Annotated in this window: 25 protein-coding genes; 14 read left to right on the top strand and 11 right to left on the bottom strand. The window is 67.6% G+C overall.

The window, feature by feature from the left end; genetic code table 11:
• The first annotated feature begins 34 nt into the window (after positions 1–34).
• The 3 genes from AC3WLY_RS11240 to AC3WLY_RS11230 are packed head-to-tail and all read left to right on the top strand — an operon-like array spanning position 35 to position 2375.
• A complete protein-coding gene (locus tag AC3WLY_RS11240; protein WP_175961576.1) occupies positions 35–595 on the top strand; it encodes an ester cyclase in 561 nt (186 codons plus the stop codon).
• An 11-nt stretch (positions 596–606) separates the two neighbouring features.
• On the top strand, positions 607–1623 hold the full coding sequence (locus tag AC3WLY_RS11235; protein ID WP_175961577.1) for a polysaccharide deacetylase family protein: 1017 nt from the start codon (positions 607–609) through the stop codon (positions 1621–1623).
• A gap of 35 nt (positions 1624–1658) precedes the next feature.
• A complete protein-coding gene (locus AC3WLY_RS11230) occupies positions 1659–2375 on the top strand; it encodes an SDR family oxidoreductase (protein WP_175961578.1) in 717 nt (238 codons plus the stop codon).
• 142 nt (positions 2376–2517) lie between these two features.
• Here the strand turns inward: AC3WLY_RS11230 and AC3WLY_RS11225 are convergent, their stop codons facing one another.
• Positions 2518–3159 (bottom strand): CoA transferase subunit B, encoded by a 642-nt coding sequence (locus AC3WLY_RS11225; protein ID WP_175961579.1) that lies wholly within the window; start codon positions 3157–3159, stop codon positions 2518–2520.
• Between the two features lies 1 nt (position 3160).
• Positions 3161–3865 (bottom strand): CoA transferase subunit A, encoded by a 705-nt coding sequence (locus tag AC3WLY_RS11220; protein ID WP_069621345.1) that lies wholly within the window; start codon positions 3863–3865, stop codon positions 3161–3163.
• A 223-nt stretch (positions 3866–4088) separates the two neighbouring features.
• Here AC3WLY_RS11220 and AC3WLY_RS11215 point away from each other — a divergent pair, with 223 nt between their 5' ends.
• Complete coding sequence (locus AC3WLY_RS11215; RefSeq protein ID WP_072444303.1) at positions 4089–4634, top strand: LuxR C-terminal-related transcriptional regulator; 546 nt, start codon at positions 4089–4091, stop codon at positions 4632–4634.
• Positions 4635–4739: 105 nt separating this feature from the next.
• On the opposite strand, the gene AC3WLY_RS11210 is transcribed toward AC3WLY_RS11215, so the two are convergent.
• The gene (locus AC3WLY_RS11210; RefSeq protein WP_034184001.1) at positions 4740–5180 is read right to left on the bottom strand and encodes an acyl-CoA thioesterase; all 441 of its coding nucleotides are present in this window, start codon (positions 5178–5180) and stop codon (positions 4740–4742) included.
• Between the two features lie 32 nt (positions 5181–5212).
• On the bottom strand, positions 5213–5995 hold the full coding sequence (locus tag AC3WLY_RS11205) for an SDR family oxidoreductase (protein ID WP_175961580.1): 783 nt from the start codon (positions 5993–5995) through the stop codon (positions 5213–5215).
• Positions 5996–6174: 179 nt separating this feature from the next.
• Between AC3WLY_RS11205 and AC3WLY_RS11200 the strand changes: the two genes are divergently transcribed.
• The gene (locus tag AC3WLY_RS11200; RefSeq protein WP_492332670.1) at positions 6175–7848 is read left to right on the top strand and encodes an electron transfer flavoprotein-ubiquinone oxidoreductase; all 1674 of its coding nucleotides are present in this window, start codon (positions 6175–6177) and stop codon (positions 7846–7848) included.
• A 149-nt stretch (positions 7849–7997) separates the two neighbouring features.
• Here AC3WLY_RS11200 and aroC read toward each other — a convergent pair whose 3' ends face one another.
• From aroC to AC3WLY_RS11185, 3 genes are all read right to left on the bottom strand, one after another.
• Complete coding sequence (gene aroC / locus AC3WLY_RS11195; RefSeq protein WP_492309448.1) at positions 7998–9098, bottom strand: chorismate synthase; 1101 nt, start codon at positions 9096–9098, stop codon at positions 7998–8000.
• Positions 9099–9351: 253 nt separating this feature from the next.
• Positions 9352–11286 carry an MFS transporter gene (locus tag AC3WLY_RS11190; protein ID WP_175961599.1) on the bottom strand — a complete coding sequence of 645 codons (1935 nt, stop codon included), beginning with the start codon at positions 11284–11286 and terminating at the stop codon, positions 9352–9354.
• Between the two features lie 142 nt (positions 11287–11428).
• Positions 11429–11884 carry a CBS domain-containing protein gene (locus AC3WLY_RS11185; protein WP_006488504.1) on the bottom strand — a complete coding sequence of 152 codons (456 nt, stop codon included), beginning with the start codon at positions 11882–11884 and terminating at the stop codon, positions 11429–11431.
• Positions 11885–12040: 156 nt separating this feature from the next.
• Here AC3WLY_RS11185 and AC3WLY_RS11180 point away from each other — a divergent pair, with 156 nt between their 5' ends.
• Positions 12041–12358: an Mpo1-like protein gene (locus AC3WLY_RS11180; RefSeq protein ID WP_111017253.1), complete on the top strand. Its 318-nt coding sequence runs from the start codon at positions 12041–12043 to the stop codon at positions 12356–12358.
• 15 nt (positions 12359–12373) lie between these two features.
• On the opposite strand, the gene AC3WLY_RS11175 is transcribed toward AC3WLY_RS11180, so the two are convergent.
• Positions 12374–13702, bottom strand: a complete 1329-nt coding sequence (locus AC3WLY_RS11175) for a YihY family inner membrane protein (protein WP_204426233.1) — start codon at positions 13700–13702, stop codon at positions 12374–12376.
• Between the two features lie 144 nt (positions 13703–13846).
• Between AC3WLY_RS11175 and wrbA the strand changes: the two genes are divergently transcribed.
• From wrbA to AC3WLY_RS11155, 4 genes are read left to right on the top strand one after another with little or no spacing between them, the layout of a single operon-like run.
• Positions 13847–14467, top strand: a complete 621-nt coding sequence (wrbA, locus tag AC3WLY_RS11170) for an NAD(P)H:quinone oxidoreductase (protein WP_175961601.1) — start codon at positions 13847–13849, stop codon at positions 14465–14467.
• On the top strand, positions 14464–14856 hold the full coding sequence (locus tag AC3WLY_RS11165) for a DUF2069 domain-containing protein (protein ID WP_034183397.1): 393 nt from the start codon (positions 14464–14466) through the stop codon (positions 14854–14856). Before wrbA ends, AC3WLY_RS11165 begins: the two co-directional genes overlap by 4 nt.
• An 18-nt stretch (positions 14857–14874) precedes the next feature.
• Positions 14875–16296, top strand: coding sequence for an FAD-binding oxidoreductase (locus tag AC3WLY_RS11160; RefSeq protein WP_175961602.1), 1422 nt, complete (start codon positions 14875–14877; stop codon positions 16294–16296).
• Positions 16297–16321: 25 nt separating this feature from the next.
• Entirely contained in the window at positions 16322–17152 is an 831-nt protein-coding gene (locus AC3WLY_RS11155; RefSeq protein WP_175961603.1) for a metallophosphoesterase, read from the top strand.
• A 59-nt stretch (positions 17153–17211) separates the two neighbouring features.
• Here AC3WLY_RS11155 and AC3WLY_RS11150 read toward each other — a convergent pair whose 3' ends face one another.
• Positions 17212–17376: a hypothetical protein gene (locus AC3WLY_RS11150; RefSeq protein WP_175961604.1), complete on the bottom strand. Its 165-nt coding sequence runs from the start codon at positions 17374–17376 to the stop codon at positions 17212–17214.
• A 117-nt stretch (positions 17377–17493) separates the two neighbouring features.
• The gene (locus AC3WLY_RS11145; RefSeq protein ID WP_072444324.1) at positions 17494–18435 is read right to left on the bottom strand and encodes a LysR family transcriptional regulator; all 942 of its coding nucleotides are present in this window, start codon (positions 18433–18435) and stop codon (positions 17494–17496) included.
• 157 nt (positions 18436–18592) lie between these two features.
• Here AC3WLY_RS11145 and AC3WLY_RS11140 point away from each other — a divergent pair, with 157 nt between their 5' ends.
• The 4 genes from AC3WLY_RS11140 to AC3WLY_RS11125 are packed head-to-tail and all read left to right on the top strand — an operon-like array spanning position 18593 to position 23484.
• On the top strand, positions 18593–20173 hold the full coding sequence (locus tag AC3WLY_RS11140; RefSeq protein ID WP_492309447.1) for an efflux transporter outer membrane subunit: 1581 nt from the start codon (positions 18593–18595) through the stop codon (positions 20171–20173).
• 15 nt (positions 20174–20188) lie between these two features.
• Positions 20189–22396, top strand: a complete 2208-nt coding sequence (locus tag AC3WLY_RS11135) for an FUSC family protein (RefSeq protein ID WP_492309446.1) — start codon at positions 20189–20191, stop codon at positions 22394–22396.
• On the top strand, positions 22393–22596 hold the full coding sequence (locus AC3WLY_RS11130; RefSeq protein ID WP_011351756.1) for a DUF1656 domain-containing protein: 204 nt from the start codon (positions 22393–22395) through the stop codon (positions 22594–22596). Before AC3WLY_RS11135 ends, AC3WLY_RS11130 begins: the two co-directional genes overlap by 4 nt.
• 12 nt (positions 22597–22608) lie before the next feature.
• Positions 22609–23484, top strand: coding sequence for an efflux RND transporter periplasmic adaptor subunit (locus AC3WLY_RS11125; RefSeq protein ID WP_014897260.1), 876 nt, complete (start codon positions 22609–22611; stop codon positions 23482–23484).
• Positions 23485–23505: 21 nt separating this feature from the next.
• Here AC3WLY_RS11125 and AC3WLY_RS11120 read toward each other — a convergent pair whose 3' ends face one another.
• Entirely contained in the window at positions 23506–25179 is a 1674-nt protein-coding gene (locus AC3WLY_RS11120; RefSeq protein ID WP_492309445.1) for a methyl-accepting chemotaxis protein, read from the bottom strand.
• Positions 25180–25396 lie beyond the last annotated feature (217 nt).

Raw genomic sequence — 25396 nt, 5'->3', positions numbered from 1 at the left:
ATCCAGGCGCACCATCATGAAAAAGGAGAATCCGATGTCTGCCTTGCAACGATTCCTGCGCCGCTCGATTGCCGGCACGCTCGCGACGACGACGTTTGCCGCAGTCGCGCTACCGCCTGTCACCGCCAATGCGGCCGATCTCGCGGCTCCGTTGCACCTGACGGTCGCGGCCGGACTGCCTGCCGCGCAGGCGCGCGACCAGATCCTTGCGGCGCGCCGCTACGCCACGTTCTGGGACACCGGAGACGAGGCGCTTGCGCGCGCGGCACTCGCTGCCGACTTCACGGATCGCACGCTGCCGGCCGGACGCGCCCAGGGCCTGCCGGGGCCGCTCGCGGCATCACGAACGATGCGCGCGGCGATTCCCGACCTGCATTGCGAGATCGAGCAGATGATCGTCGCCGGCGATCGCGTCGTCGTCCACCTGCGGTTTCGCGGGCATTTCACCGAGGTCTTCGGTAACACGACCGGTCATGGACAGGCGGTCGATTTCATCGCGACCGACATCTACCGGATCGCGGCCGGCCGGATCGCCGAGAACTGGCACATCGAAGACAACCTGACGCTGATGCGCCAACTCGGCGTCGCAAACTGAGGGCTCGGCCGATGACGAACTTCGATCCTTCGATGCGCACGGCCCGCCGCGCGTTTCTCGCACAGGCCGGTGCGGGCGCCGGGCTGGCCGCCGCCGGCGCGGTACTCGGCAGCGCGGCGCGGGGCGCAAGCGCCGCAACGGCCGGGCCGCTCGCCGCGCCGACCGCCGCACACGGCAAGTTCTGGTCGAACGACATCCGCCTGGCGATCTCGATCTCGATGCAGTTCGAAGCCGGCGGGCAACCGCCCAAGGGCGCGGACAGCCCCTTCCCGCCCGTCGCGTTTCCACCGTCCGTGCCGGTCGATCTCGCGTCAGCCACCTGGTTCGCTTACGGCTACCGGGAAGGGATTCCGCGCCTTCTCGATCTGTGGGACCGCCACGACGTGAAAGTCACGTCGCACATGATCGGGGAAGCCGCGCGCCGCCATCCCGAACTGGCCCGCGAGATCGTCGCGCGCGGCCACGAAGCGGCCGCGCACGGCCCGACCTGGCGCGCGCAATTCGCGATGAGCCGCGACGACGAGCAACGCTTCCTGACCGAAGCGCGCGACATGGTCGAGGCGGCGACCGGCACGAGGCCAATCGGCTACAACTGCAACTGGTTGCGGCGCGGGCCAAATACGCTGTCGTTGCTGCAGGAACTCGGCTACGTCTATCACATCGACGACGTCAGCCGCGACGAGCCGTTCATCGAGACCGTGAACGGGCACGATTTCGTGGTCGTCCCGTACACGCTGCGCAACAATGACATCCTGCTGATCGAAGGCCGCAATTACTCGCCGACGATGTTCCTGGAGCAGATCAAGCTCGATTTCGACCAGCTCTACGCGGAGGCCGGGCAGCGACGCAGGCTGATGTCGATCAGCGCACACGACCGGATCAGCGGCACGCCGCAGATGGTCCGTGCGTGGGACGAATTCCTGCGCTACGCGCGAGCGCATCCGGGTGTCGCGTTCATGCGCAAGGACGAGATCGCGCGTTACGCGCTCGGCAGCGCGGCGACACTGCGCGAAACCGAGACGATCTGACCGGATTTCTTTCTTCTCAACGGAAACGAACCATCATGAACGATTCATTCAATGGCAACGCGGTGCTCGTGGTCGGCGGGAGCTCCGGGATCGGCGCGGCCGCCGCACAGGCATTCGCGCAACGTGGCGCACGCGTGACGATCGCTTCGCGCGACGCACGCAAGGGCGAGGCGATCGCAGCCGCAATCGGCCGCGGCACGCGCTTCGCACCGCTCGACATCACGCGAACCGACGAAGTCGACGCATTCTGCGCACGCGCCGGCCAGTTCGACCACGTCGTGATTTCCGCAGCCCAGACCGCAACGGGCCCGGTCCGTTCGCTCGCACTCGACGCCGCGCAGGCCGCGATGGACAGCAAGTTCTGGGGCGCGTATCGCATCGCGCGTGCAATCGACATCGTCCCGGGCGGCTCGCTGACGTTCGTGTCGGGGTTTCTCGGCGTGCGACCGAGTGCATCGTCGGTGCTGCAGGGTGCCATCAATGCGGCACTCGATGCACTGGCCCGCGGCCTGGCGCTCGAACTGGCCCCCGTACGCGTCAACACGGTGTCGCCCGGCCTGATCGCCACGCCGCTGTGGGACAAGCTCGCGACCGACGCGCGCGACGCCATGTTCGCCGGCGCCGCGCAGCGGTTGCCGGCGCGCCGCGTGGGCCGGCCCGAGGATGTCGCGAACGCGATCGTCTATCTGGCGGCGACGCCGTACTCGACCGGTTCGACCGTGCTCGTCGACGGCGGCGGCGCAATCGCGTAGTACGTCGAGAAAGGTCCGCGACACGGGCGCGATCGCGATGGAAACGCGCATTCCCGCGCGCCAAAAGACGCCGCCCCGCATGCATCGAAGCATGCGGGGCGGCGTAGCCGCGCAACAGCGCGCGGCGCCAGGCTCCGTCGGCTTACGCGACCGCGCTCACGTCGAGCGGTGCGCCCGTCTTCGCCTGGATCTCGTCGACGCTCACGCCGTCGGCGAGCTCGAGAACCTTCAGGCCGGCCGGCGTCACTTCGATCACGCCGAGATCGGTGATGATCAGGTCGACCACGCCGACACCCGTCAACGGCAGGTTGCACTCGTCGAGAATCTTGTGCTGGTCGCCCTTCGCGACGTGTTCCATCAGCACGACGACGCGCTTCACGCCGGCGACGAGGTCCATCGCGCCGCCCATCCCCTTGATCATCTTGCCCGGGATCATCCAGTTCGCGAGGTCGCCCTGCTTGCTGACCTGCATCGCACCGAGGATCGCGAGGTTGACGTGGCCGCCGCGGATCATTGCGAACGAGTCGGCCGACGAGAAGATCGACGAACCCGGCAGCGTCGTGACGGTCTGCTTGCCGGCGTTGATGAGATCGGCGTCGACTTCGTCCTCGGTCGGCGACGGGCCGATGCCGAGCAGCCCGTTCTCCGACTGCAGCCACACCTCGACGCCTTCCGGCACGTGGTTCGCAACGAGCGTCGGCAGGCCGATGCCGAGGTTCACGTAGAAGCCGTCCTGCAGTTCCTGCGCCGCGCGCGCGGCCATCTGGTCACGATTCCAGGCCATGTCAGTCTCCTTTCGCGCGTACGACGCGTTGTTCGATGCGTTTTTCCGGCGTCGCGTTCAGCACGATGCGCTGCACGAAAATCCCCGGCGTATGGACCTGGTCCGGATCGAGTGCGCCGTTCTCGACGATCTCCTCGACCTCCACCACGGTGATCTTGCCGGCCATCGCGCACATCGGGTTGAAGTTGCGCGCGGTGCGGCGATAGATCAGGTTGCCGGATTTGTCGGCCTTCCAGGCCTTCACGAGCGCGACGTCGGCCGTCAGCGACGGCTCGAGCACGTAGTGGCGATCGCCGAACTGGCGCGTCTCCTTGCCTTCCGCGATCACGGTGCCGTAGCCGGTATTGGTGAAGAACGCGGGGATGCCCGCGCCGCCCGCGCGCAGCTTCTCGGCCAGCGTGCCCTGCGGCGTGAATTCGAGCTCGAGTTCGCCGGCCAGGTACTGGCGCTCGAACTCCTTGTTCTCGCCGACGTACGACGAGATCATCTTCTTGATCTGGCGCGTTTCCAGCAGCAGGCCGAGACCGAAGCCGTCGACGCCCGCGTTGTTGCTGATGCAGGTGATGCCCTTGACGCCCGAATCGCGCAACGCCGCGATCAGCGCCTCCGGAATCCCGCACAGGCCGAAGCCGCCCACCGCGAAGGTCTGTCCGTCGCGGACGATCCCTTCCAGCGCGGCAGCCGCGCTTGGATAAACTTTGTTCATCTGTTGTCCCTTCCTCTATGGAAACCAGCGAAACCGGTTCACGCGCCCATGTGGACCGCAAGCCCGCCGCATCATTCTATGCATGCGCGGCGATGTGTGCGTCGAGGCGCGCTGTTTTTATATCGCGACGAACTGCCGCGAGATGCCTGAAAGGGTACGATGCGGCGCGGATGCGGCACAATACGCAAAAATACATAAGCGTTTGCCTCCGCTTGCCTGCGCCATGCCCGCTCTCGATTACCAGACTGCCTTCCACCTCGCGCCGCTCGGCCTCGTGATGTCGCGCGACCGCGTAATCGAGGACTGCAACGACGCGCTCGCGTCGATCTTCCGCTGCGCGCGGGCCGACCTGATCGGGAAATCGTACGAGGTACTCTACCCGTCGACGGACGAATTCCAGCGAATCGGCGAGCGCATCTCGCGCGTGATGGCCGCGAACGGCATCTACTCGGACGACAGAATCATGAAACGGGCCGACGGCGAGCTGTTCTGGTGCCACGTGACGGGCCGCGCGCTCGACCGCACCGCGCCGCTCGCGGCCGGCGTCTGGACCTTCGAGGACTTGAGCGCGACGCGCCGCGTCGCGGTCGAACTGACTCCGCGCGAACGCGAGATCGCCGCGCAACTCGCGACCGGCAAGACCAGCAAGCAGATCGGGCGCGTGCTCGACATCAGTTCGCGCACGGTCGACATCTACCGCGCACGGCTGATGCGCAAGTACGGGACGAACAACACGCCGGAGCTGCTGCAGCGCCTGCTCGGGCAGTGAATGGCGGCGCCCGGATGACAATCGGCCGCGCATGGCGGCCGATTCGGGTAACAACAGGCATGGCGAATCACCGGCGCGCCGGCGCCGGCCTCGCCGTATCGGCACTCAGACGATTTTCGTCGCGAGCGCGCGCTCGATCGTGTCGCGCAGCAGTTGCGGCAGCGGCACCGACTTGCCGAGCGCGTAGTCGACCCACACGCAGCGCGCGTTGCCGCGCGCATAGACGTGCTGCGGATCGTCCGCACGCGTGAGCTCGAAACCGGTGTCGAAGCTGCTTCGGCCGGGTTTCGCGGCCGACATCTTCGCGATCACGTCGCCCGGATAGTGCAGTTGCTTGAGGAATTCCATCGACGCCGTGACGATGACGGGCCCCTGCCCCTCGCCGTTGCCGCCGGCGATGCCGAGTTCCTCGAACCACGAGATCCGCGCCTGCTCCATGTAGCGGAAATAGACCGTGTTGTTCACGTGGCCGAACGCGTCCATGTCGCCCCAGCGGATCGGCATCGACATCTCAAAAACGGGTGAGTAATCGCTTGTTGCGCTCATTGCAGTTTTCTTTGTTGCTGAATGTCATCCGCTCAGGCGAGGCCGAAGCCGTCGTCGGCGGAGATGATCGAGCCATTGATGAACTGCGACTCGTCGGCCGCGAGCAGCAACAACAGCCCGTCGAGATCCTGCGGCTTGCCGACGCGCCGGCGCGGCAGCATCGACTGCACCTTCTGGCCCTGCTCGGTTTCCCACAGGTAATGATTGATTTCGGTATCGATATAACCCGGACAGATCGCGTTGACGTTGATCCCGTGGCGCCCCCATTCGAGTGCCATCGCGCGCGTCATCTGCACGACCGCTGCCTTGCTCATCGCGTACAGCCCGATCTGCGGAAACACGCGCAGGCCGGCCACCGACGCGATGTTGATGATCCGGCACGGCGGCTTGCCGTTACCGTTGCCGTTCGCGCGCATGATCATCCGCTTCGCGACTTCCTGCGCGACGAAAAACGCGCCGCGCGTGTTGGTATCGAACACGAACTCGAAATCGGCCGGCGTCACGTCGACGAGCTTCTGCATCGTCGACACGCCGGAATTGTTCACGAGGATGTCGATCGTGCCGGCTTCCGTCTCCGCGTGCGCGACCGCCGCCTTGATGCTCTGGACGTCGGTGACGTCGAGCGACACGACGTGCGCGGCACCGCCTGCCGCCTCGATCTCCGCGCGCAGTTCCTTCAGGCGCTCGACGCGGCGGCTCGCGAGCACGACCTTCGCGCCGGCCTGCGACAGCACCTGCGCAAAACGCTGCCCGAGGCCGCTCGACGCGCCCGTGACCAGCGCAACCTTGCCTTCCAGATTGATCGATCGACCCATTTGCACATCCCCTTTCGATGTCATTTCGCAAGCCCGGGCAACACGGCCCGGGCGGCATAACCCTAGCACAAAAAATAGAACGATCGTGCTAATCTAGACGCATGCTGTTGCGGCAAGCGTTTCGTTTCGCAGACAATACGCTCCCGAATAAAAGCATTCTAACGGTTAGAGGAACGCCAATGACCCCCGCAAGCCTCATCGAGCAATACGGCCCGCGCGAATCGATGGAATACGACGTCGTGATCGTCGGCGGCGGCCCCGCCGGGCTGTCGGCGGCGATCCGGCTCAAGCAGCTGGCCGCCGAGAAAGGCACCGAGATCGGCGTGTGCGTGCTCGAGAAGGGTTCCGAGATCGGCGCGCACATTCTGTCGGGCGCGGTGATGGACCCGCGCGCGATCACCGAGCTGTTTCCGGACTGGAAGGAACAGGGCGCACCGCTGACCGTCGAGGTGAGCGAGGACCGCTTCCTGTTCCTGTCCGAAAAGAGCGCGGTGACCACGCCGAACTGGGCGCTGCCCGAGAACTTCAAGAACCACGGCAACTACGTGATCTCGCTGGGCAACGTCACGCGCTGGCTCGGCCAGCAGGCGGAAGCCTTGGGTGTCGAGATCTTCCCGGGCTTCCCGGCCGCCGAGATTCTCTATCACGACGACGGCTCGGTGAAGGGCGTCGCGACCGGCAACATGGGCGTGGGCAAGGACGGCGAGCCGACCGAGAACTTCCAGCTCGGCATGGAGCTGCACGCGAAGTACACGCTGTTCGCCGAAGGCTGCCGCGGCCACCTCGGCCGCCAGCTGATCTCGAAGTTCAAGCTCGACGCGAACGCCGATCCGCAGGCGTACGGGATCGGCATCAAGGAGCTGTGGGAAATCGATCCCGCGAAGCACAAGCCGGGCCTCGTGATCCACACGGCCGGCTGGCCGCTGAAGTCCGATACGTACGGCGGCTCGTTCCTGTATCACATGGACAACAACCAGGTCGTGGTCGGCTTCGTGGTGGGCCTCGGCTACACGAACCCGTACCTGTCGCCGTTCGAGGAATTCCAGCGCTACAAGACGCATCCGTCGATCCGCGCGTTCCTGGAAGGCGGCAAGCGCGTGTCGTACGGCGCGCGCGCGATTACCGCGGGCGGGCTGCTGTCGCTGCCGAAGACGGTGTTCCCGGGCGGCGCGCTGATCGGCGACGACGCGGGCTTCCTGAACGCATCGCGGATCAAGGGCAGCCATGCGGCGATCAAGACCGGCATGCTGGCGGCCGATGCCGCGTTCGACGCGGTGCAGGCCGGCCGTCAGTCGGACGAACTCAACGCGTACCCGGACGCGTTCAAGCAGTCGTGGCTGTACACGGAGCTGTACCGCGCGCGCAACTTCAAGCAGTGGATGGCCAAGGGGCTGTATCTCGGCACGCTGATGGTCGGGCTCGAGCAGAAGGTGATGGGCGGCAACGTACCGTGGACGCTGCATCACCAGCACGCGGACCACGAGATGCTGAAGCCGGCGTCGCAGTGCGAGCCGATCGAGTATCCGAAGCCGGACGGCAAGCTGACGTTCGACCGGCTGTCGTCGGTATTCATCTCGAACACGAACCACGAGGAGAACCAGCCGGCGCACCTGACGCTGAAGGATGCGAGCGTGCCGGTGAACGTGAACCTGCGCACGTACGCGGGGCCGGAGGCGCGCTTCTGCCCGGCGGCGGTGTACGAGTTCGTGAGGAACGACGACGGCAGCGATCGGCTGGTGATCAACGCGCAGAACTGCGTGCACTGCAAGACCTGCGACATCAAGGACCCGACGCAGAACATCGTGTGGGTCACGCCCGAAGGCGGCGGCGGGCCGAATTATCCGAACATGTAACCTGCCGGAACGCGCCGCCACGAGCGGCGCGTTTTTTAGGGCCGCTGCACACTGCTGCAAACGAAACGGGGCGCTGCATCACGCAGCGCCCCGTTTGCATTCGTCGCTCGACGGTCGAGACGGGGCGCGCCGCGCCCCGCCCGCTTGCGTCAGGTCGCGCTGCCCGCGATCTTCGGCGTCGTCGTCTCGACGTCGCCGCACTGCGCACGATGGCGCAATGCATGGTCGATCAGCACCAGTGCGAGCATCGACTCGGCGATCGGCGTCGCGCGGATGCCGACGCACGGATCGTGGCGACCGAAGGTTTCCACCGTAGCCGCCTCGCCGGCCTTCGTGATCGAGCGGCGCGGCGTGCGAATGCTCGACGTCGGCTTGATCGCGATCGACACGGTGATGTCCTGTCCCGTCGAGATCCCGCCGAGCACGCCGCCCGCATGGTTGCCGACGAAGCCGCCCGGCGTCAGCTCGTCGCCGTGCACGGAGCCGCGTTGCGCGACGCTGTCGAAGCCCGCGCCGATCTCGACGCCCTTCACCGCGTTGATGCTCATCATCGCCTTCGCGATGTCCGCATCGAGACGGTCGAACACGGGCTCGCCCCAGCCGACCGGCACGCCCGACGCGACGACGTCGATGCGCGCGCCGATCGAATCGCCATCCTTGCGCAGCGCATCCATGTAGGCCTCGAGCTCGGGAACGACCGCCGCGTTCGGCGAGAAGAACGGATTCTCGCGCACGTGCGACCAGTCGACGAACGGCACGTCGATCTCGCCGAGGCCGCTCATGTAGCCGCGCACCTCGACGCCGAAGCGCTCGCGCAGCCACTTCTTCGCGACCGCGCCCGCGCCGACGATCGGCGCGGTCAGGCGTGCGGACGAGCGGCCGCCGCCGCGGTAGTCGCGGATGCCGTACTTCTGCCAGTACGTGTAATCGGCATGGCCGGGACGGAACGTCTCGACGATGTTGCCGTAGTCCTTGCTGCGCTGGTCGGTGTTACGGATCAGCAGTGCGATCGGCGTGCCGGTCGTCACGCCTTCGAACACGCCCGACAGGATCTCGACCTCGTCGGCCTCCTGCCGTTGCGTCACGTGCCGCGACGTGCCGGGCTTGCGGCGATCGAGCTCGACCTGGATGTCGGCTTCGGTCAGCCCCATCCCCGGCGGGCAGCCGTCGATCACGCAGCCGATCGCGGGACCGTGCGATTCGCCGAAGGTCGTGACAGTGAAAAGCGTGCCGAGGGTATTGCCGGACATGATGGAACCGCCCAAAGAGAAATGGACAAACCGATGCGCTGCCCGGGCCGCAGGCAGGTCGATCGTTTGCCGGTCGAGAAAAAGAGGTAAACCGCTATTATGCCAGCCGTCCCGGGAGCGCGTACCGCATGAGACGCAGGCCGGGCGCACGGTACGTGCACGCGCAGCCCGGGCGGTGCGGCCGGAAGCTCGTTCCGGCCCGCTTGCAGACGAAATACTCGCCCCGCGCGATACCGGCGGGCACCCCGCCCGCCTACTTCCGTGCGCCGCGCAGCTCGGTCACCGCGGCCTGCAGCGATTCGGGCGTCGCGACCGACGCCGGAATCGGCTCGCCGACCGCCAGCGTCAGCCGGCTCATCACGCCGCGCTTGATGGGCCGCGGCATCCGCGCATCGGAATGCCGCGAAAAATAGCTGCCCCACAATCCCCGCAATGCCATCGGAATCACCGGCGCCGGCGTGCGGCTCAGGATCTCGGTGATGCCGTGGTGGAACGTGTTGATGTCGCCCGTCTTCGTCAGCTTGCCCTCGGGGAAGATACACACGAGTTCGCCGTCCTTCAGCGCGGCCTCGCACGTGTCGTACGCGCGCGCGAGCATCCCGGGATCCTCGTGGCGCGGCGCGATCGGGATCGCCTTCGCATGCCGGAACACCCAGCTCGCGAAGCGCGTCTTGAAGATCCGGTGATCCATCACGAAACGGATCGGGCGCGGGCTCGCGGCGGCCAGCACGAGCGCATCGACATAGCTGACATGGTTGCAGACGAGCACGGCCGCGCCCTCCGCCGGAATCCGCTCCGCGTGCACGAGGCGAATCCGGTAGAAGGTGTGCACGAGCACCCACGCGACGAAACGCAGCAGGAACTCGGGCACGAGCAGGTAGATATACGCCGCGACGATGACGTTCAACAGCGCGGTGACGAGGAACAGGCCCGGGATGCCGACGCCGGCCTTGGTCAGCCCCATCGCCATCACGGCCGACAGGATCATGAACAGCGCGTTCAGGATGTTGTTCGCGGCGATGATCCGCGCGCGGTGCGTCGGTGCGCTGCGGCTCTGGATCAGCGCGTACAGCGGCACGCTGTAGAAGCCGCCGAACATCGCGAGCAGGAACAGGTCGGCGAGGATGCGCCAGTGGCGCGCGCCGGCCAGGAATTCGCCGACCGACAGCAGGTGGCCGGGCGACGGCAGCGCGTGGCTCGCGAAGTACAGCTCGATCGCGAACACGCTGATGCCGATCGAGCCGAGCGGCACGAGGCCGATCTCGACGCGCCGCTGCGACAGGCGCTCGCACAGCAGCGAACCGAGGCCGATGCCGACCGAGAACGTCGCGAGCAGGATCGTGACGACGTCGGGGCTCGCGGACAGCACGTCCTTCGCGAAATTGAAGAACGACGTGAGGAACGTCGCGCCGACGAACCACAGCCACGAGATGCCGAGCAGGCTCAGGAACACGGTGCGGTTCTGCCGTGCGAGCCCGAGATTGCGCCAGGTCTCGCTGAACGGATTCCAGTTGATCACGAGATCAGGCTGCGGCGCCGGCGTGGACGGCACGCGCTGCGCGACGAGCCGCCCCGCGAGCGCGATGACGACGACGCTCACCGCGAGCACGCGCTCGCCGCTGCCTTCGATGCCCGCGGCCGCGCCGCCGATGATCGTGCCGATCAGGATCGCAATGAACGTGCCCATCTCGACGAGACCGTTGCCGCCGACCAGTTCGTGTTCGCCGAGATGCTGCGGCAGGTACGAATACTTGACGGGCCCGAACAGCGTCGAGTGCATCCCCATCATGAACGTGCACAGATACAGCAGGGTCGCGCTGTGCATGACGAAGCCAGCCGCGCCGACCAGCATCAGCACGATCTCGAAGGTCTTCACGAAGCGCGTGAGGGTCGCCTTGTCGTACTTGTCGGCGATCTGGCCGGACGTCGCCGAGAACAGCACGAACGGCAGGATGAAGATCGCGGAAATCAGGAATGCGGCGGTCTTCGCGTCGACGCCGGAGAATCGTGCGGTGTGGTAAGTGACGAGCGACGTGAAGCCGATCTTGAAGACGTTGTCGTTCAGCGCACCGAGGAACTGGGTCGTGAAGAACGGTGCGAAACGGCGCTCGCGCAGCAGGTCGAACTGCGATGCGTGGGTGCGCCGTTCGTCGCGCCGCCCCGAAGTGGCTTGCGTTTGATCGCTCATGCGGAATACGCGCGCGTCGTCTTGGCGAAGCTGCGCGGGCCTTGTTGTGTTGTCGTTGAAAAAACGGCGGCGCAGGACCAACCTGCGCCGCCGCGTGCCGGATGGCGACGCCCGCGCGTCAGGGCGCCGGGCGCGGCGTGGTTCACGGCTTGTGCGCTTCGGCTTCCGATTCCGGCCAGTCGCGGATGTACGCCTTCAGCATCCGGTTCTCGAAGCTCTGCGCCTCGACGACCGTCTTCGCGACGTCGTAGAACGAAATGACGCCCATCAGCACCTTCTTGTCGAGCACGGGCATGTAGCGCGCGTGGCGCTCGAGCATCATCCGGCGCACTTCGTTGACGTCCGTTTCCGGCGTGCACGTGAGCGGCTCGTCCATCACCTTGCGCACCTGCACGTCGCCGATCGCACCGCCGTTGACGTGCAGGCGCAGGATGATTTCGCGGAACGTCAGCATCCCGACGAGATCGCCGTACTCCATCACGACGAGCGAACCGATGTCGTGCTCGGCCATCGTATCGACCGCTTCGCGCAGCGGCTTATCGGGCGTCACCGTAAACAGCGTGTTGCCCTTCACTTTCAGAATATCGCTGACGCGCATCGTAGTCCCCTCATGCTTGAATGCAAAACCTCTTTCGATCCTATCGGAAAGCCTGTCAAAAGGAAAGCACGGGCCGGCGCGGCGGGCCGCCCCGCTTGCGGACACCGGCCGCCGGCCGCACAATGGCCGCATGAACAGCGGCCCGAGGAGACGGCCATGGCGCATACGCATTCGGAGCAATTCGCCAGCTTCGCTGATTTCTACCCGTATTACCTGAACGAACACCAGAACCTGACGTCGCGGCGGCTGCACTTCATCGGCTCGCTCGGCGTGATCGGCTGCGTCGCGATGGCGATCGCGACAGGCAACTGGCTGTGGCTGCCGGCGGCTGTCGTCTGCGGCTACGGGTTCGCGTGGGTCGGACACTTCTTCTTCGAGAAGAATCGCCCGGCCACGTTCCGGCACCCGATCTACAGCCTGATGGGCGACTGGGTGATGTTCAAGGACATCTGCATCGGCAAGATTTCACTGTAGCCGCCGGCCCCGCACTCACGCGGGCCGCGGCGGCCGCGCGTGCGGGTCGGGCACGCCGTCCGGCGCCTGCCCCGGGATACCCGCCGGCTGTGCGCCCGCGAGCCGGTGCGCGGCGATCAGCGACGCGAGCGACACGTCGAACCGCTCGTTCGACAGCACCTCGAGCAGCGCAGCGCCGTCGACATGGCTGCGCCGCCGCTGCAACTGGTAAGTCAGCTCAGTGCGGTCGATCACCAGCACGTCGAACAGCTGCGCCAGGGTCAACTGCTCCGGGTTCGCCAGCAGGACATAGCGCGGCGCGGCATCGCCGCCGTCCAGCCGCGCGACCCATTCGCGTTCCTCCATGGTCGTCAGCAGCCGTTGCGCGGTTTCCATGTCGCAACGCAGCATGGCCGCGAGCCGCAGCGCCGCGTACCCGGGCTTGCCGGCCGCGCGCGCCTCGGCAAGCCGCGCGAGCAGTTCGAGCGCATCGAGCAGGTCGCTGCCCGGATAGTGGATGCGATGGAACTGGCCGACGCGGATCGCCGGCAGCGCGGAGGTCACCATCGCACCGAGAAGCGCGACGAACCAGCTGAGATACACCCACAGCAGGAACACCGGCAGCGCCGCGAATGCGCCGTACACAGCCGTATAGGTCGGAATGCGCCGCACGTAGTAGCCGAAGCCGCGCTTCGCGAGCTCGAACGCGACGGCCGCGAACAGCCCGCCGATCACCGCGTCGCGCCACGCGACCGTGCAGTTCGGCAGGTACACGTACAGCAGCGTGAACGCGAGCACCGTCAGCGGCAGCGACGCAAGCGCGAGCAGCCACTCGACGATCGACGTGGACGGCGCAGCGCCGGTGAACGCCAGCGACTGCGTGAACAGGTACGAAGAGATCGACAGGCTCACGCCGAACAGCAGCGGACCGAGCGTGATCAGCGCCCAGTACGCGAGCACGCGCTGCGCGAACGGCCGCGGCTTGCGCACCCGCCAGATCAGGTTGAACGCCGATTCGATCGTCATCATCGTCATCACCGACGTGACGACGAGCACGATCAGGCCGGCCGTCGTCAGCCCCTTGGCCTTCGATGCGAACTGGTTCAGGTACTTGAAGATCTGGATGTTGAACTGCGCGGGCATCAGGTGATCCGCGAGGAACCCCTGCAGCGACAGCTGGAACGACGCGAACATCGGGAACGCGGTAAACAGCGCGAACGCGACCGTCACGAGCGGCACGAGCGCCAGCATCGTCGTGAACGTGAGGCTGCCCGCCACTTGCGGGATGCGATCCTCGGCGCTGCGCCGGGCCGCGAACTGCGCGAGGCGCTTGAGGGTGTCGAGATCGACGCTCAACTTCGGCAAACGGCTTCTCCTACTCGGTGCCGCGCGCCCGAAGGCGCGCCGCCGCCGCGCTGCGCGACGGCTTCAGCCCCTATAATAGCCGCTCGATCCAGCAGGGGCCGACTGCACCGGGCACGCGCGCGGCCGCACGCGGTTCCGTAGCCCATGAAAGACATCCTCGTCCTCTATTACAGCCGTCACGGCGCCACGCGCGATCTCGCGCTCGCGATCGCCAACGGCATCGACAGCGTGCCGGGCATGCAGGCACGCATCCGCACCGTGCCGCCCGTGTCGACGGTCTGCGAAGCCAGCGCCCCCGACATTCCCGACGACGGTCCGCCCTATGCGGAACTGCGCGACCTCGAGGAGTGCGCGGGCCTCGCGCTCGGCTCACCGACCCGCTTCGGCAACATGGCCGCCGCGCTCAAGTATTTCCTCGACGGCACGACGCCGCAATGGCTGTCGGGCGCGCTGACCGGCAAGCCGGCGAGCGTGTTCACGTCGACCGGCAGCCTGCACGGCGGCCAGGAATCGACGCTGCTGTCGATGATGCTGCCGCTGCTGCATCACGGGATGATGATCGTCGGGATCCCGTACACCGAATCCGCGCTCAGCACGACCCGCACCGGCGGCACGCCGTACGGCGCGTCGCATGTCGCGCAGCACGGCCGCGCCGACCCCGAAGGGCTGTCGGCGGACGAAAAGGCGCTCGCGGCCGCGCTCGGCGTGCGGCTCGCACGCGCGGCGGCCGCCCTCTCCAACGCGCAGGCCGCCGAAGCCGCATGAACGCGCCCGCCCGCCCCGCCGTCGCTGCCCGGCCGCGCTGCGCGCTGGCCGCCGTCGCGTGCCTCGTCGCACTGATCGCGCTGTCGCTCGCGTGGGAGCTGTGGCTCGCGCCGCTGCGCCCGGGCGGCTCCGCGCTGATGCTGAAGGCCGTGCCGCTCGCGCTCGCACTGCCCGGCGTCTGGCGGCGTAACATCTATACGATGCAGTGGGCGAGCATGCTGATTCTCGTCTATTTCGCCGAAGGCATCGTGCGCGGCATGTCCGATCGCGGGTTGTCCGCGACGCTCGGCTGGTGCGAGACCGCGCTTGCCGTCGGCTTCTTCGTGGCGGCGCTGGCGTACGTCGCGCCGTTCAAGCGCGCGGCGAAAAAGTCGCGCGCCGCGTCCTGACCCTTACGCGACAAGGTGATGATGTCCTCCGAAGCTTTCGTTTCCGCGTGCCGCGACGCGATCGGCGCCGACCATGTGCTGACCGATCCGCACGATACCGAACCATTCCTGACCGACTGGCGCCGCCGCTACAAGGGCGCCGCGTGCGCGGTGCTGAAACCCGCGAACACGGCCGAAGTCGCCGCGCTCGTCAAGCTGGCCAACGCGCACGGCATCGCGCTCGTGCCGCAAGGCGGCAACACGGGCCTCGCCGGCGGCGCGACGCCCGACGCGAGCGGCAGCCAGGCCGTGCTGAGCGTCGCGCGCCTGAACCGCGTGCGCGCGCTCGATCCGCACAACAACACGATCACCGTCGAAGCCGGCGCGATCCTCGCCGACGTGCAGGCACGCGCCCGCGAAGGCGGCCGGCTGTTCGCGCTGAGCCTCGCGGCGGAAGGCAGCTGCACGATCGGCGGCAACCTGTCGACCAATGCCGGCGGCACCGCGGTGCTGCGCTACGGCAACGCACGCGAGCTGTGCCTCGGGCTCGAGGTCGTGACGCCGCAGGGCGAGATCTGGGACGGCCTGCGCGGGCTGCGCAAGGACAACACCGGCTACGACCTGCGCGACCTGTTCATCGGCGCGGAAGGCACGCTCGGGATCATTACCGCTGCCGTGATGAAGCTGCATCCGCTGCCGGCCGCGCAGGTCACGGCGCTCGCCGCGCTCGAATCGCCGCACGCGGCGCTCGACTTCCTCGCGCTCGCGCAGCGCGCGGCAGGGCCGCTGCTGACCGGCTTCGAGCTGATGTCGGATTTCTGCATGCAACTGGTCGGCAAGCACTACCCGCAACTGCGCTACCCGTTCACGCAGACGCATTCGCAGACGGTGCTGCTCGAACTGTCCGACAACGAAAGCGAAGCGCATGCGCGCGCGCTGTTCGAGAAACTGATGGAAGAAGCGTTCGAGGCCGGGCTCGTGGTCGACGCGGTGGTCGCGGAAAATCTCGCGCAGTCGCGCGCGTTCTGGGACCTGCGCGAGCACATCCCGCTCGCGCAGGCCGACGAGGGGCTCAACATCAAGCACGACATCGCGGTGCCGATCTCGTCGGTCGCGCGGTTCATCGACGAGACCGACGCGGCGATCCAGCAGGCCGCGCCGGGCGCGCGGATGGTCACGTTCGGCCACCTCGGCGACGGCAACCTCCACTACAACGTGCAGATGCCCGAAGGCGGCGATCCGAAGGCGTTCCTCGCCGCGTTCCAGGCGCCGATCAACCGGATCGTCTACGACAACGTGCACCGCCACCACGGCACGATCAGCGCGGAACACGGGATCGGCCAGTTGAAGATCGACGACGCGCAGCGCTACAAGTCGCCGGTCGAAACGACGTTGATGCGCACGCTGAAGACCGCGCTCGACCCGCGCGGCCTGATGAATCCCGGCAAGGTCCTGCGCTGAAGCCGCCCACTCCGGAGCGAAGCCCGTGAAAGTCCGCGTACTGTCCGACCTGCATCTCGAAAGCAACCAGCCCGACGTGATCGCGCATGCCGACGCGGATCTCGTCGTGCTCGCCGGCGACATCCACAATCACGCGGAAGGCCTGCGCTGGGCTGCCGAGACGTTCGACCCGGCCGTGCCGGTGATCTACGTGCCGGGCAACCACGAGTACTACGACGGGGAATTCGGCGCGCTGGAGGCGGCGATGCGCGACGCGGCGCAGGCGCTCGACAACGTGCATTACCTGAACAACGGCATCTATGTCGATCCCGAACAGCGCTTCCGCGTGCTCGGCACGACGCTGTGGGCCGATTTCTCGCTGTTCGGCAGCGACGAAGCCAGCATCGCCGCCGCAATCGACGCCGGGCTGCGCGTGATGCTCGATTTCAAGGGCTTGATCCAGGTGACCTGGCCGCACGACGCGGCGCTGCATGCGGCACCGGGCGCGGCGGAGCGGGATTTCTCGCCGGCCGATGCGATCGCGCTGCATCGGCAAGGCCGCGCGTGGCTGGAAGCGCAGCTCGCGGTGCCGTTCGCGGGTCGGACGATCGTCGTCACTCATCATGCGCCGCACCGGCGCTCGCTGGCGGAACGCTATGCGCAAGACCTTGCGTCGGCGGGGTTCATCACGGATATGGCGGAACTCGTGCGGCCGCCGGTGGATTTGTGGATCCACGGCCACACGCATACGTCATTCGACTATGTTGCGGACGGCGGCACGCGCGTGGTGTGCAATCCGCGCGGCTACATCCGTCGGCGCACCGGCGAACTGGAAAATACCGCGTTCGCGTGGGACAAGGTCGTCGAGCTCGGCTGAACGCCGGCCCGCCCGGCCGCGTTGCGCGGCCTTCTCCGACCGGGGCTGATATGGCCCGATCAGCGGTCGTTGCGGCGCGATCCGTGCTGCGCCGCGCGCACGCGCACCGGCACCGGCTTCATCCGTGCCTTCGCCTTCATCGCGCGCAGCAGGTCGCGGGTCGCCGCGGCGGCAGCGGCTGCGCCAAGCAGGACTCCAAGGCCGATCATCAGGTGCGTATCCATTGCTACTCCGGGGTGACGTATCTCAATTACTTTAACAGTATCAAACTGTCTGACACGCGTTCGTAAAAAAATGTTGCGTGAAGGACAAATCTCGTCAGATTGCGGTCAACCGCGCGGTCATGTCGCACGCGTGTACTGCTCGAGTGCGGCTTCGTCGGCAGCGAGCGTGGACGGCAGCTCGTCGCGCAGGAAATCGACCCAGGTACGGATTTTCGCGTCGAGGTACTGACGCGACGGATACAGCGCGTAGATGTTCATCACGTGCGACCGGTACTCGGGCATCACGCGCACGATATGTCCGCTGCGCAGCCAGCCGATCGCCGAATAAAGCGGCAGCCCGCCGATCCCCATCCCCTCCCGCACGGCCACCGCGAGCGCCTCGGCAACGTTCACGCGAAACGGCGGCGCCGTGATCGGAACGACCTCTTCGCCGTTCGGCCCCGCCAGCGCCCATTCGTCGTAGTGAAAGCCCGGCGCGACCATCCCGAGGCACACGTGCTGCGCGAGATCCGCCGGCCGCTGCGGCACGCCGTGCGCCTCGACGTAGCCGGGCGACGCGCACACGACGCTGTAGCTTTCGCCGAGCCGCTGCGACACGAGCCCCGAATCGGGCAGGTCGCGGCCGACGACGATTGCAACGTCGTACCCCTCGTCGAGCAGGTCGGGCATCCGCTGCGCGAGCGTCAGCTCGACGTGCACGTCCGGATAGCGCTCGCGATAGCGCGCGACGGCCGGCACCAGGTAGTGCTGGCCGAGGCTCGTGAAGCAATGGACCTTCAGCTTGCCGGACGGGCGCGCGTGCGCGTCGCCGGCCTCGGCTTCGGCCTGGTCGACGTACGCGAGGATCTGCTCGCAGCGCTGCAGGTAGCGCTCGCCGGCTTCGGTCAGCGCGATCCGGCGCGTCGTGCGGTTCAGGAGGCGCGTGCGCAGGTGCGCCTCGAGATCCGAGACCGCGCGCGACGCATAGGCGGTGGTCGAATTCATCTGCTGGGCGGCCGCGGTAAAGCTCCCCGCGTCGACCACGCGGACGAATACCCGCATGTTTTGTAACGTATCCATCCGATTACCCGTTTGAATCCGGACGGATTGTTGCACAGAGGCGAACAAGTATTGTCTCAGGATTCGTAAAAATGACTTGCACCTTTGTTCGTTTATTCAGGAATCACTGAAAAATATAATCGCATCCGACTCATCTATATCCGAAAGGGAGAAAATCGTGCAGTCTCCGGCGACAAAAGGGACGCTCGCACTGGCGGTTCTTGCAGTCTCATTAATAATGGCCGGATGCGCGAGCATGGGCGACAACAAGCCGCAGTCGGCCCGCATCGAAGCGAACGCGCTCGACGCCGGCGCCGCGATCCGAGCGGCCGACCGCGACGCGGGCTGGCCCGCGGCCGACTGGTGGCGTGCCTACCGCGATCCGCAGCTCGATTCCTGGATCGCCGCCGCCCAGGCCGGCAACCCGACGCTCGCGGCCGCCGAGGCACGCGTGCGCGAAGCGCAGGCGATGGCGCGCGTCGCCCGCTCGGCCGAACTGCCGCAGATCAACGGCAACCTGTCGCTGATGCGCCAGCACTGGCCCGACAACGTGTACTACGGCCCGGGCCCGCTCGCGAACACTGATACCTGGAACAACACCGGCACGCTCGGCCTGTCGTATCACCTCGACCTGTGGGGCAAGGACAAGAACGCGACCGAGCGCGCGCTCGACACCGCGCATGCGAGCGCCGCCGACGCGCGCGCGGCGAAGCTCGAACTCGAAGTCAACGTCGTGCGCGCGTATGTCGGCATGTCGATGAACTATGCGCTGCTCGACCTCGCACATGAAACGTTCGAACGCCAGCGCTCGCTCGCCGATCTCGCGCGCAAGCGGCTGCAGGCCGGCCTCGGCACGCAGCTCGAAGTGAGCCAGGCGGATTCGACGCTGCCCGACTACGAGCGCCAGATCGACAGCTATGAAGAAGGGATCCAGCTCGCGCGCCACCAGCTCGCCGCACTGGCCGGCAAGGGCCCGGGCGCCGGCGACGCGATCAAGCGGCCGCAGCTTGCGCTCGACGCGCCGGCCGGCCTGCCGTCGGCGCTGCCGGCCGACCTGCTCGGCCGCCGCCCCGATGTGGTCGCGGCGCGCTGGACGGTCGACGCGCAGGCGCGCGGCATCGATGTCGCGAAGGCCTCGTTCTACCCGAACATCGACCTGCTGGCGACGGTCGGCGGCTTCGGCGTGACCGCGCCGTTCACCGACTTCCTGCGCGCGATGAACGGCGGCTGGACGGCCGGCCCCGCGCTGTCGCTGCCGATCTTCGAAGGCGGCCGGCTGCGCGCGCAGCTCGGCGCGGCGAATGCCGGCTACGACCAGGCGGTCGAGCGCTACAACCAGACGATCGTCGGTGCGCTCAAGGACATCGCCGACCAGGTCGTGCGGATCCGCTCGCTCGATACGCAGAAGAAGGACGCCGCGCGTTCGGTGGCCGCCAACGACCGCAGCTACCAGTTGTCGCGCGAGGGCTTCCGCCGCGGGCTGACCGATTACGTGAACGTGCTGATCGCGCAACAGCAGCTGCTGCGCGCGCAGGAGACGGCAGCCCGCATCGATGCGGAACGCCTTGCCGCGCACGCGCAGTTGATGGCCGCGCTCGGCGGCGGCGTCGAGACGGGCAAAGACGTTCCCGCCGCCGACGTACCCGCCGCGGGCGCCGCAGCACCTGCCGCCGCATCGGGCACGAAGCCCGTAGCGGCGGTCCCCCGCCCCGCACAGGTCGCCGCTGCCGGCACGTCCGGCACGCCGGCCGCACGGTAACGCGGAGTGCCCGCCATGTCAGCCTCCTCCTCCCCCGCTTCCACGCACGCCGGCGGTCCGCTCGCGGCCTGGTCCGCCGCGTTCGGCGACTGGGCCCGCAGCGACGGCGCCGCGTGGCTCTATCTGTTCAAGGCGCTACTCGCCGCGTTCATCGCGACCGGCGTGTCGATGCGGCTCGACCTGCCCGCGCCGAAAACGGCGATGACCACGGTGTTCATCGTGATGCAGCCGCAAAGCGGCGCGGTGCTCGCGAAGAGCTTCTACCGCGTCGCCGGCACGATCTTCGGGCTCATCGCGACGCTCACGTTCGTCGGCTTGTTTCCGCAGCAGCCGCAGCTGTTCCTGCTGGCGGTCGCACTGTGGGTCGCGCTGTGCACGGCCGGCGCCGCACGCAACCGCAACTTCCGCAGCTACGGCTTCCTGCTGGCCGGCTATACGACCGCGCTGATCGGGCTGCCCGCTTCGCAGCACCCGGACGGCGCGTTCATGAGCGCGCTGACGCGCGTTGCCGAAATCATGGTCGGGATCGTGTCGGCCGGCGTGGTCAGCGCGCTCGTGTTTCCGCAGTACACGGGCGAGCAGATGCGCACGACGGTGCGCAAGCGCTTCGGCAGCTTCGTCGACTACGTCGCGTCGGCGCTGTCGGGCCAGCTCGACCGCGCGCATATCGAAACCATCCATACGCGCTTCGTCGCCGACGTGGTCGGTTTCGAGGCCGCGCGCAGCATGGCCGTGTTCGAGGATCCGGACACGCGGATGCGCAGCGGCCGCCTCGCGCGGCTGAACAGCGAGTTCATGAGCGCGTCGAGCCGTTTCCATGCGCTGCACCAGTTGATGAACCGGCTGCATGCAGCCGGCGCGCAGGCCGCGATCGACGCGATCGAGCCGTACTTCCGCGAGATCGCGCCGCTGCTGCTGACGCCCACGGGCGAACCCGTGCGCACGTCGACCGACGCGGGGCACGCGGCCGAGCAACTGCTCGCATGGCGCGACGCGCTGCCGCGCCGCATCCGCTCGACCCGTGCGGCGCTCGAAACGCAGCCGGACTTTCCGCTGCTCGACTTCGATACGGCCGCCGAACTGCTGTACCGCTTCATCACCGACCTGCACGAGTACGCAGCGACCTATGCGTCGCTGTCGACCGCGACGCACGAACGCGAACGCTGGATCGAACGCTACGAGCCGCGCACCAACATGACGGCGATGGTGATCGCGGCGATTCGCACCGCGACCGTGATCCTCGTGCTCGGCTGGTTCTGGATCGAGAGCGCGTGGCCGAGCGGCGTGACGCTCACGCTGACGGCGGCGGCCACCTGCGCGCTCGCGTCGTCGACGCCGCGCCCGACCGCGATGTCCGCGCAGATGGGCATGGGGACGGCACTCGCCGTCTGCACGGGCTTCCTGCTGACGTTCGGCATCTATCCGCACATCGACGGCTTCCCGCTGCTGTGCGTCGCGCTCGCGCCGCTGCTCTCGATCGGCATCTTCATGACGCTGAAGCCGAAGCTCGCGGGCTACGGGATGGGCTACCTGATCTTCTTCAGCTTCCTCGCCGGCCCGGACAACATCACGCACTACGATCCGACCAGCTTCATGAACGACGCGCTCGCGCTCGTGCTGTCGATGCTGGTGTCGGCGATCGCGTTCGCGGTGCTGTTCCCGCCGACAGCGCCGTGGCTCAAGAAGCGGCTGTTCGCCGACCTGCGCCACCAGGCCGTCGCGGCCTGCCACGCACGGCTCGCCGGCTTGCGCACGCGCTTCGAGAGCGGCGCGCGCGACCTGATGTACCAGGCCCACACGCTGTCGGCCGACCAGCCCGACGTGCAGCGCGATGCGCTGCGCTGGATGTTCGCGGTGCTCGAAACCGGCAACGCGGCGATCGACCTGCGCCACGAGCTGGCAACGCTGCCGTCCGACCCGCGCTATGCGCCGGCGATGCCGTGGCGTCGCGCGATCGAGACGATGCGCGGCTCGCTGTCGACGCTGTTCGCGAAACCGAGCGCCGAGCGCTTCGATGCAACGCTCGCCGCGACCAATGCCGCAATCGACGCGACCCGGCAGACGCTCGACGCGTTCGAGCCGACGCGCGACGAGCGCCATCGGCTGCAACGCATCCTGAGCCATCTGCATTTCGTGCGCACCGCGCTGCTCGATCCGGAATCGCCGCTCGAGCCGCTCAACCGCAACCGCCCCGTGCGTCCCCAACCAGGAGCCTCGTCATGATGCCGCGTGAAATCGCCATTCTCGATGCCTACATGCCCACGGTGGTGCTGATGTTCGTCCTCGGCGCGCTCGCGACCTGGGCCGTCGACCGTCTGCTCGCCTATACAGGCCTCTACCGTCTGGTCTGGCACCCGTCGCTGTTCCGGGCCTGCCTTCTCGTCTGCATTTGCGGCGGACTGAGTCTTGCCGTTTACCGTTGATTCCGAACCATCATGATTCTCAGAAAACTCTTCGGCTTCGTCGCGACCGCCGTCATCCTTCTCGTCGCGATCCTGATCGGGCGCTCGCTGTGGGTGCACTACATGGACGATCCGTGGACGCGCGACGGGCGCGTACGCGCCGAGATCGTCAACGTCGCGCCGGACGTGTCGGGCGCGATCGTCGAGCTGCCCGTGCATGACAACCAGCTCGTGAAAAAAGGCGACCTGATCATGCAGATCGACCCGTCGCACTACCAGATCGCGGTCGAGCAGGCGCAGGCGGCCGTCGCCGCCCGCCGCGCGGAACTGCAGATGCGCCGCGACGACGCGGCCCGCCGCGCGGATCTCGATGCGCTCGTCGTGTCGAAGGAAAACCGCGAGAACGCAGCGCACAGTGCGTCGAGCGCCGATGCGCAGTACCAGCAGGCAATCGCCGCGCTCGACGCCGCGAAGCTCAATCTCGAACGCACGCGCGTCGTCGCGCCGGTCGACGGCTACATCACGAACCTGCAGACGTTCAAGGGCAACTACGCGGTGGCCGGCCAGGCGAAGCTCGCGATCGTCGACAGCCACTCGTTCTGGGTCTACGGCTACTTCGAGGAAACCAAGCTGCCGCGCGTGAAGATCGGCGCGCCGGCCGAGATGCGGCTGATGAGCGGCGGCGTGATGAAGGGCCACGTCGAAAGCATCTCGCGCGGCATCTACGATCGCGACAACCCGCAAAGCCGCGACCTCGTCGCGGACGTGAACCCGACCTTCAACTGGGTGCGCCTCGCGCAGCGCGTGCCGGTGCGCATCCGGATCGACGAAGTGCCGGCCGACGTGGTGCTGTCGGCGGGCACGACCTGCACGGTCATCATCGATCCGGACAAGCAGAAGAAATCGTAAGCGCGGAACGGCCGGGCGCGCTCAGGCCGCGATGCGAAAACGCCCGACCAGCGACTTCAACGCCTGCGCCTGTTCGTCGAGCGCGTTCGCGGCAGCCGCCGCCTGTTCGACGAGCGCCGCATTCTGCTGCGTGCCGGCGTCCATCTGCGTGACCGCGCGGCCGATCTCTTCGATCCCGGCGCTCTGCTCGTCCGATGCCGCGGAAATCTCGCCGATGATGTCCGTCACGCGCTTGACCGCGCGCACGACGTCGTCCATCGTGCGGCCCGCGTCGTGCGCGAGCGCCGCGCCGTTCGCGACGCGCTCCACCGATGCGCCGATCAGCGCGCGGATCTCCTTCGCCGCGGTCGCCGCGCGCTGCGCGAGCAGGCGCACCTCGCCCGCGACCACCGAGAAGCCGCGCCCCTGTTCGCCGGCGCGCGCAGCCTCGACTGCCGCATTCAACGCGAGAATGTTGGTCTGGAACGCGATCCCCTCGATCGTGCCGATGATGTCGCGAATGTTCTTCGCGCTGTCGTCGATCTCGCTCATCGTCGCGACCACGCGCCCGACGACTTCACCGCCCGTTTCCGCAACGGCCGACGCATTGGCCGCGAGCGTGCTCGCCTGCCGCGCATTCTCGGCGTTCTGCCGCACGGTCGACGTGAGCTGCTCCATGCTGGCCGCGGTGCGTTCGAGCGCGACGGCCTGCTGCTCGGTGCGCCGCGACAGGTCGAGATTGCCGGTCGAGATCTCGCCGGACGCGGCCGCGATGGCCTCGGCGCTGACGGCGATCTCGCCGACGGTCGCCGCGAGCCCCGTCTGCATCTCGGCCAGCGCGCGCACCATGCTGTCGCGGTCGTGGCGGCCGAGCGCGATCGGCCGCGTCAGGTCGCCGCGCGCGATGTTGGCCGCAATCGCCTTCGCGTGCGCGGGCTCGCCGCCGAGCTGCGACGCGAGGCGCCGCACGACGCGTTCGGCGATCGCGATCGCGAGCACGATCAGCGCGGCCGTCATGACCGCGATCATCGCGAACGACGACGAGAAGATGGTGGCGGACGCATCGAGCGTCGCCTTCGACTTCTCGCCGCGCGTCTTCACGAGTTCGGCGACGAGCTTTTCGAGCTTGCCGGTTTCGACCAGCAGCGACACGTCCTGCGTGCCGACCTGCCAGTTCATCTGCGACAGGTCGAGCGGCTGCGCGCGCACGAGCGCGACGAAATCGCGCAGATGCGCGCTCCACGTGCCGACGGCCGTCGAGAACGCGCGCAACCGTGCCGAATCGCCGGCGTCGGCCGGATCCGCGTAGCGCTGCAGCGTGCCGAGCGCCTGGCCGATCGACGCGAGCCCCGCGCCGACCTCCGCGCCCAGCTCGTCGCGCTCCTTCGCGGTGGTCGCGGTCAGCAGCATCTTCTGCGCACGGCTCGCCCGCAGCACCTCGGCCCGGACTTCCTGCGCCGCGCGGCTCGCGACGTGGCCCTGCTCGTAGACCGACGAGATCGACGCGTTCAACCGGCTGATCTGCCACAGCGAAAACACGCCGATCGCGAGCGTGCCGATCAACAGGATCGCGAACGCGGCGCGCAAGGTCGCCTTGACGGTCCACGGCCGGCGCTCGCGACGCGCCGCGCGCGGGCGCCGTGCGGCGCGACCGGCGGCAACGTCGGGTGCGGCGGCGGCCGCACCCGGCTGCGGATGCAATGATGCTGCTTTCATCGATATATCCCCGTATGGATCACGCTGCCGGAAAGGTCGGTTCCGGCCCTCCGCGATGGCAGGCCATGCCGCGCGTCCTGCGCCTGCACGGCGGGTAGCCGGTGCCGGGCGCGGCGCACCTGTGGTCATTGGGTCGTTCTACGGCCGCCACCGCCGTTTCTTGAGTCCGGCAAAACACGCACCGGGCCCCGGCGCGGCCTCGCAGTCAGGCAGACGC

The organism is Burkholderia sp. FW306-1C-G01B (genome assembly GCF_058781685.1).
This window is presented reverse-complemented; position numbering and strand designations above follow the sequence as displayed.

What these genes read in the sequence shown, in the direction of transcription:
- AC3WLY_RS11240 (WP_175961576.1), top strand. Translation starts at nt 35, where the DNA reads ATGTCTGCCTTGCAACGATTCCTGCGCCGCTCGATTGCCGGCACGCTC.
- AC3WLY_RS11145 (WP_072444324.1), bottom strand. Translation starts at nt 18,435, where the DNA reads ATGGATACGTTACAAAACATGCGGGTATTCGTCCGCGTGGTCGACGCG.
- AC3WLY_RS11205 (WP_175961580.1), bottom strand. Translation starts at nt 5,995, where the DNA reads ATGGGTCGATCGATCAATCTGGAAGGCAAGGTTGCGCTGGTCACGGGC.
- AC3WLY_RS11165 (WP_034183397.1), top strand. Translation starts at nt 14,464, where the DNA reads ATGAACGCGCCCGCCCGCCCCGCCGTCGCTGCCCGGCCGCGCTGCGCG.
- AC3WLY_RS11210 (WP_034184001.1), bottom strand. Translation starts at nt 5,180, where the DNA reads ATGAGCGCAACAAGCGATTACTCACCCGTTTTTGAGATGTCGATGCCG.
- AC3WLY_RS11200 (WP_492332670.1), top strand. Translation starts at nt 6,175, where the DNA reads ATGACCCCCGCAAGCCTCATCGAGCAATACGGCCCGCGCGAATCGATG.
- AC3WLY_RS11135 (WP_492309446.1), top strand. Translation starts at nt 20,189, where the DNA reads ATGTCAGCCTCCTCCTCCCCCGCTTCCACGCACGCCGGCGGTCCGCTC.
- wrbA (WP_175961601.1), top strand. Translation starts at nt 13,847, where the DNA reads ATGAAAGACATCCTCGTCCTCTATTACAGCCGTCACGGCGCCACGCGC.
- AC3WLY_RS11190 (WP_175961599.1), bottom strand. Translation starts at nt 11,286, where the DNA reads ATGAGCGATCAAACGCAAGCCACTTCGGGGCGGCGCGACGAACGGCGC.
- AC3WLY_RS11185 (WP_006488504.1), bottom strand. Translation starts at nt 11,884, where the DNA reads ATGCGCGTCAGCGATATTCTGAAAGTGAAGGGCAACACGCTGTTTACG.
- AC3WLY_RS11125 (WP_014897260.1), top strand. Translation starts at nt 22,609, where the DNA reads ATGATTCTCAGAAAACTCTTCGGCTTCGTCGCGACCGCCGTCATCCTT.
- AC3WLY_RS11120 (WP_492309445.1), bottom strand. Translation starts at nt 25,179, where the DNA reads ATGAAAGCAGCATCATTGCATCCGCAGCCGGGTGCGGCCGCCGCCGCA.
- AC3WLY_RS11160 (WP_175961602.1), top strand. Translation starts at nt 14,875, where the DNA reads ATGATGTCCTCCGAAGCTTTCGTTTCCGCGTGCCGCGACGCGATCGGC.
- AC3WLY_RS11225 (WP_175961579.1), bottom strand. Translation starts at nt 3,159, where the DNA reads ATGGCCTGGAATCGTGACCAGATGGCCGCGCGCGCGGCGCAGGAACTG.
- AC3WLY_RS11220 (WP_069621345.1), bottom strand. Translation starts at nt 3,865, where the DNA reads ATGAACAAAGTTTATCCAAGCGCGGCTGCCGCGCTGGAAGGGATCGTC.
- AC3WLY_RS11230 (WP_175961578.1), top strand. Translation starts at nt 1,659, where the DNA reads ATGAACGATTCATTCAATGGCAACGCGGTGCTCGTGGTCGGCGGGAGC.
- AC3WLY_RS11180 (WP_111017253.1), top strand. Translation starts at nt 12,041, where the DNA reads ATGGCGCATACGCATTCGGAGCAATTCGCCAGCTTCGCTGATTTCTAC.
- AC3WLY_RS11150 (WP_175961604.1), bottom strand. Translation starts at nt 17,376, where the DNA reads ATGGATACGCACCTGATGATCGGCCTTGGAGTCCTGCTTGGCGCAGCC.
- aroC (WP_492309448.1), bottom strand. Translation starts at nt 9,098, where the DNA reads ATGTCCGGCAATACCCTCGGCACGCTTTTCACTGTCACGACCTTCGGC.
- AC3WLY_RS11215 (WP_072444303.1), top strand. Translation starts at nt 4,089, where the DNA reads ATGCCCGCTCTCGATTACCAGACTGCCTTCCACCTCGCGCCGCTCGGC.
- AC3WLY_RS11130 (WP_011351756.1), top strand. Translation starts at nt 22,393, where the DNA reads ATGATGCCGCGTGAAATCGCCATTCTCGATGCCTACATGCCCACGGTG.
- AC3WLY_RS11235 (WP_175961577.1), top strand. Translation starts at nt 607, where the DNA reads ATGACGAACTTCGATCCTTCGATGCGCACGGCCCGCCGCGCGTTTCTC.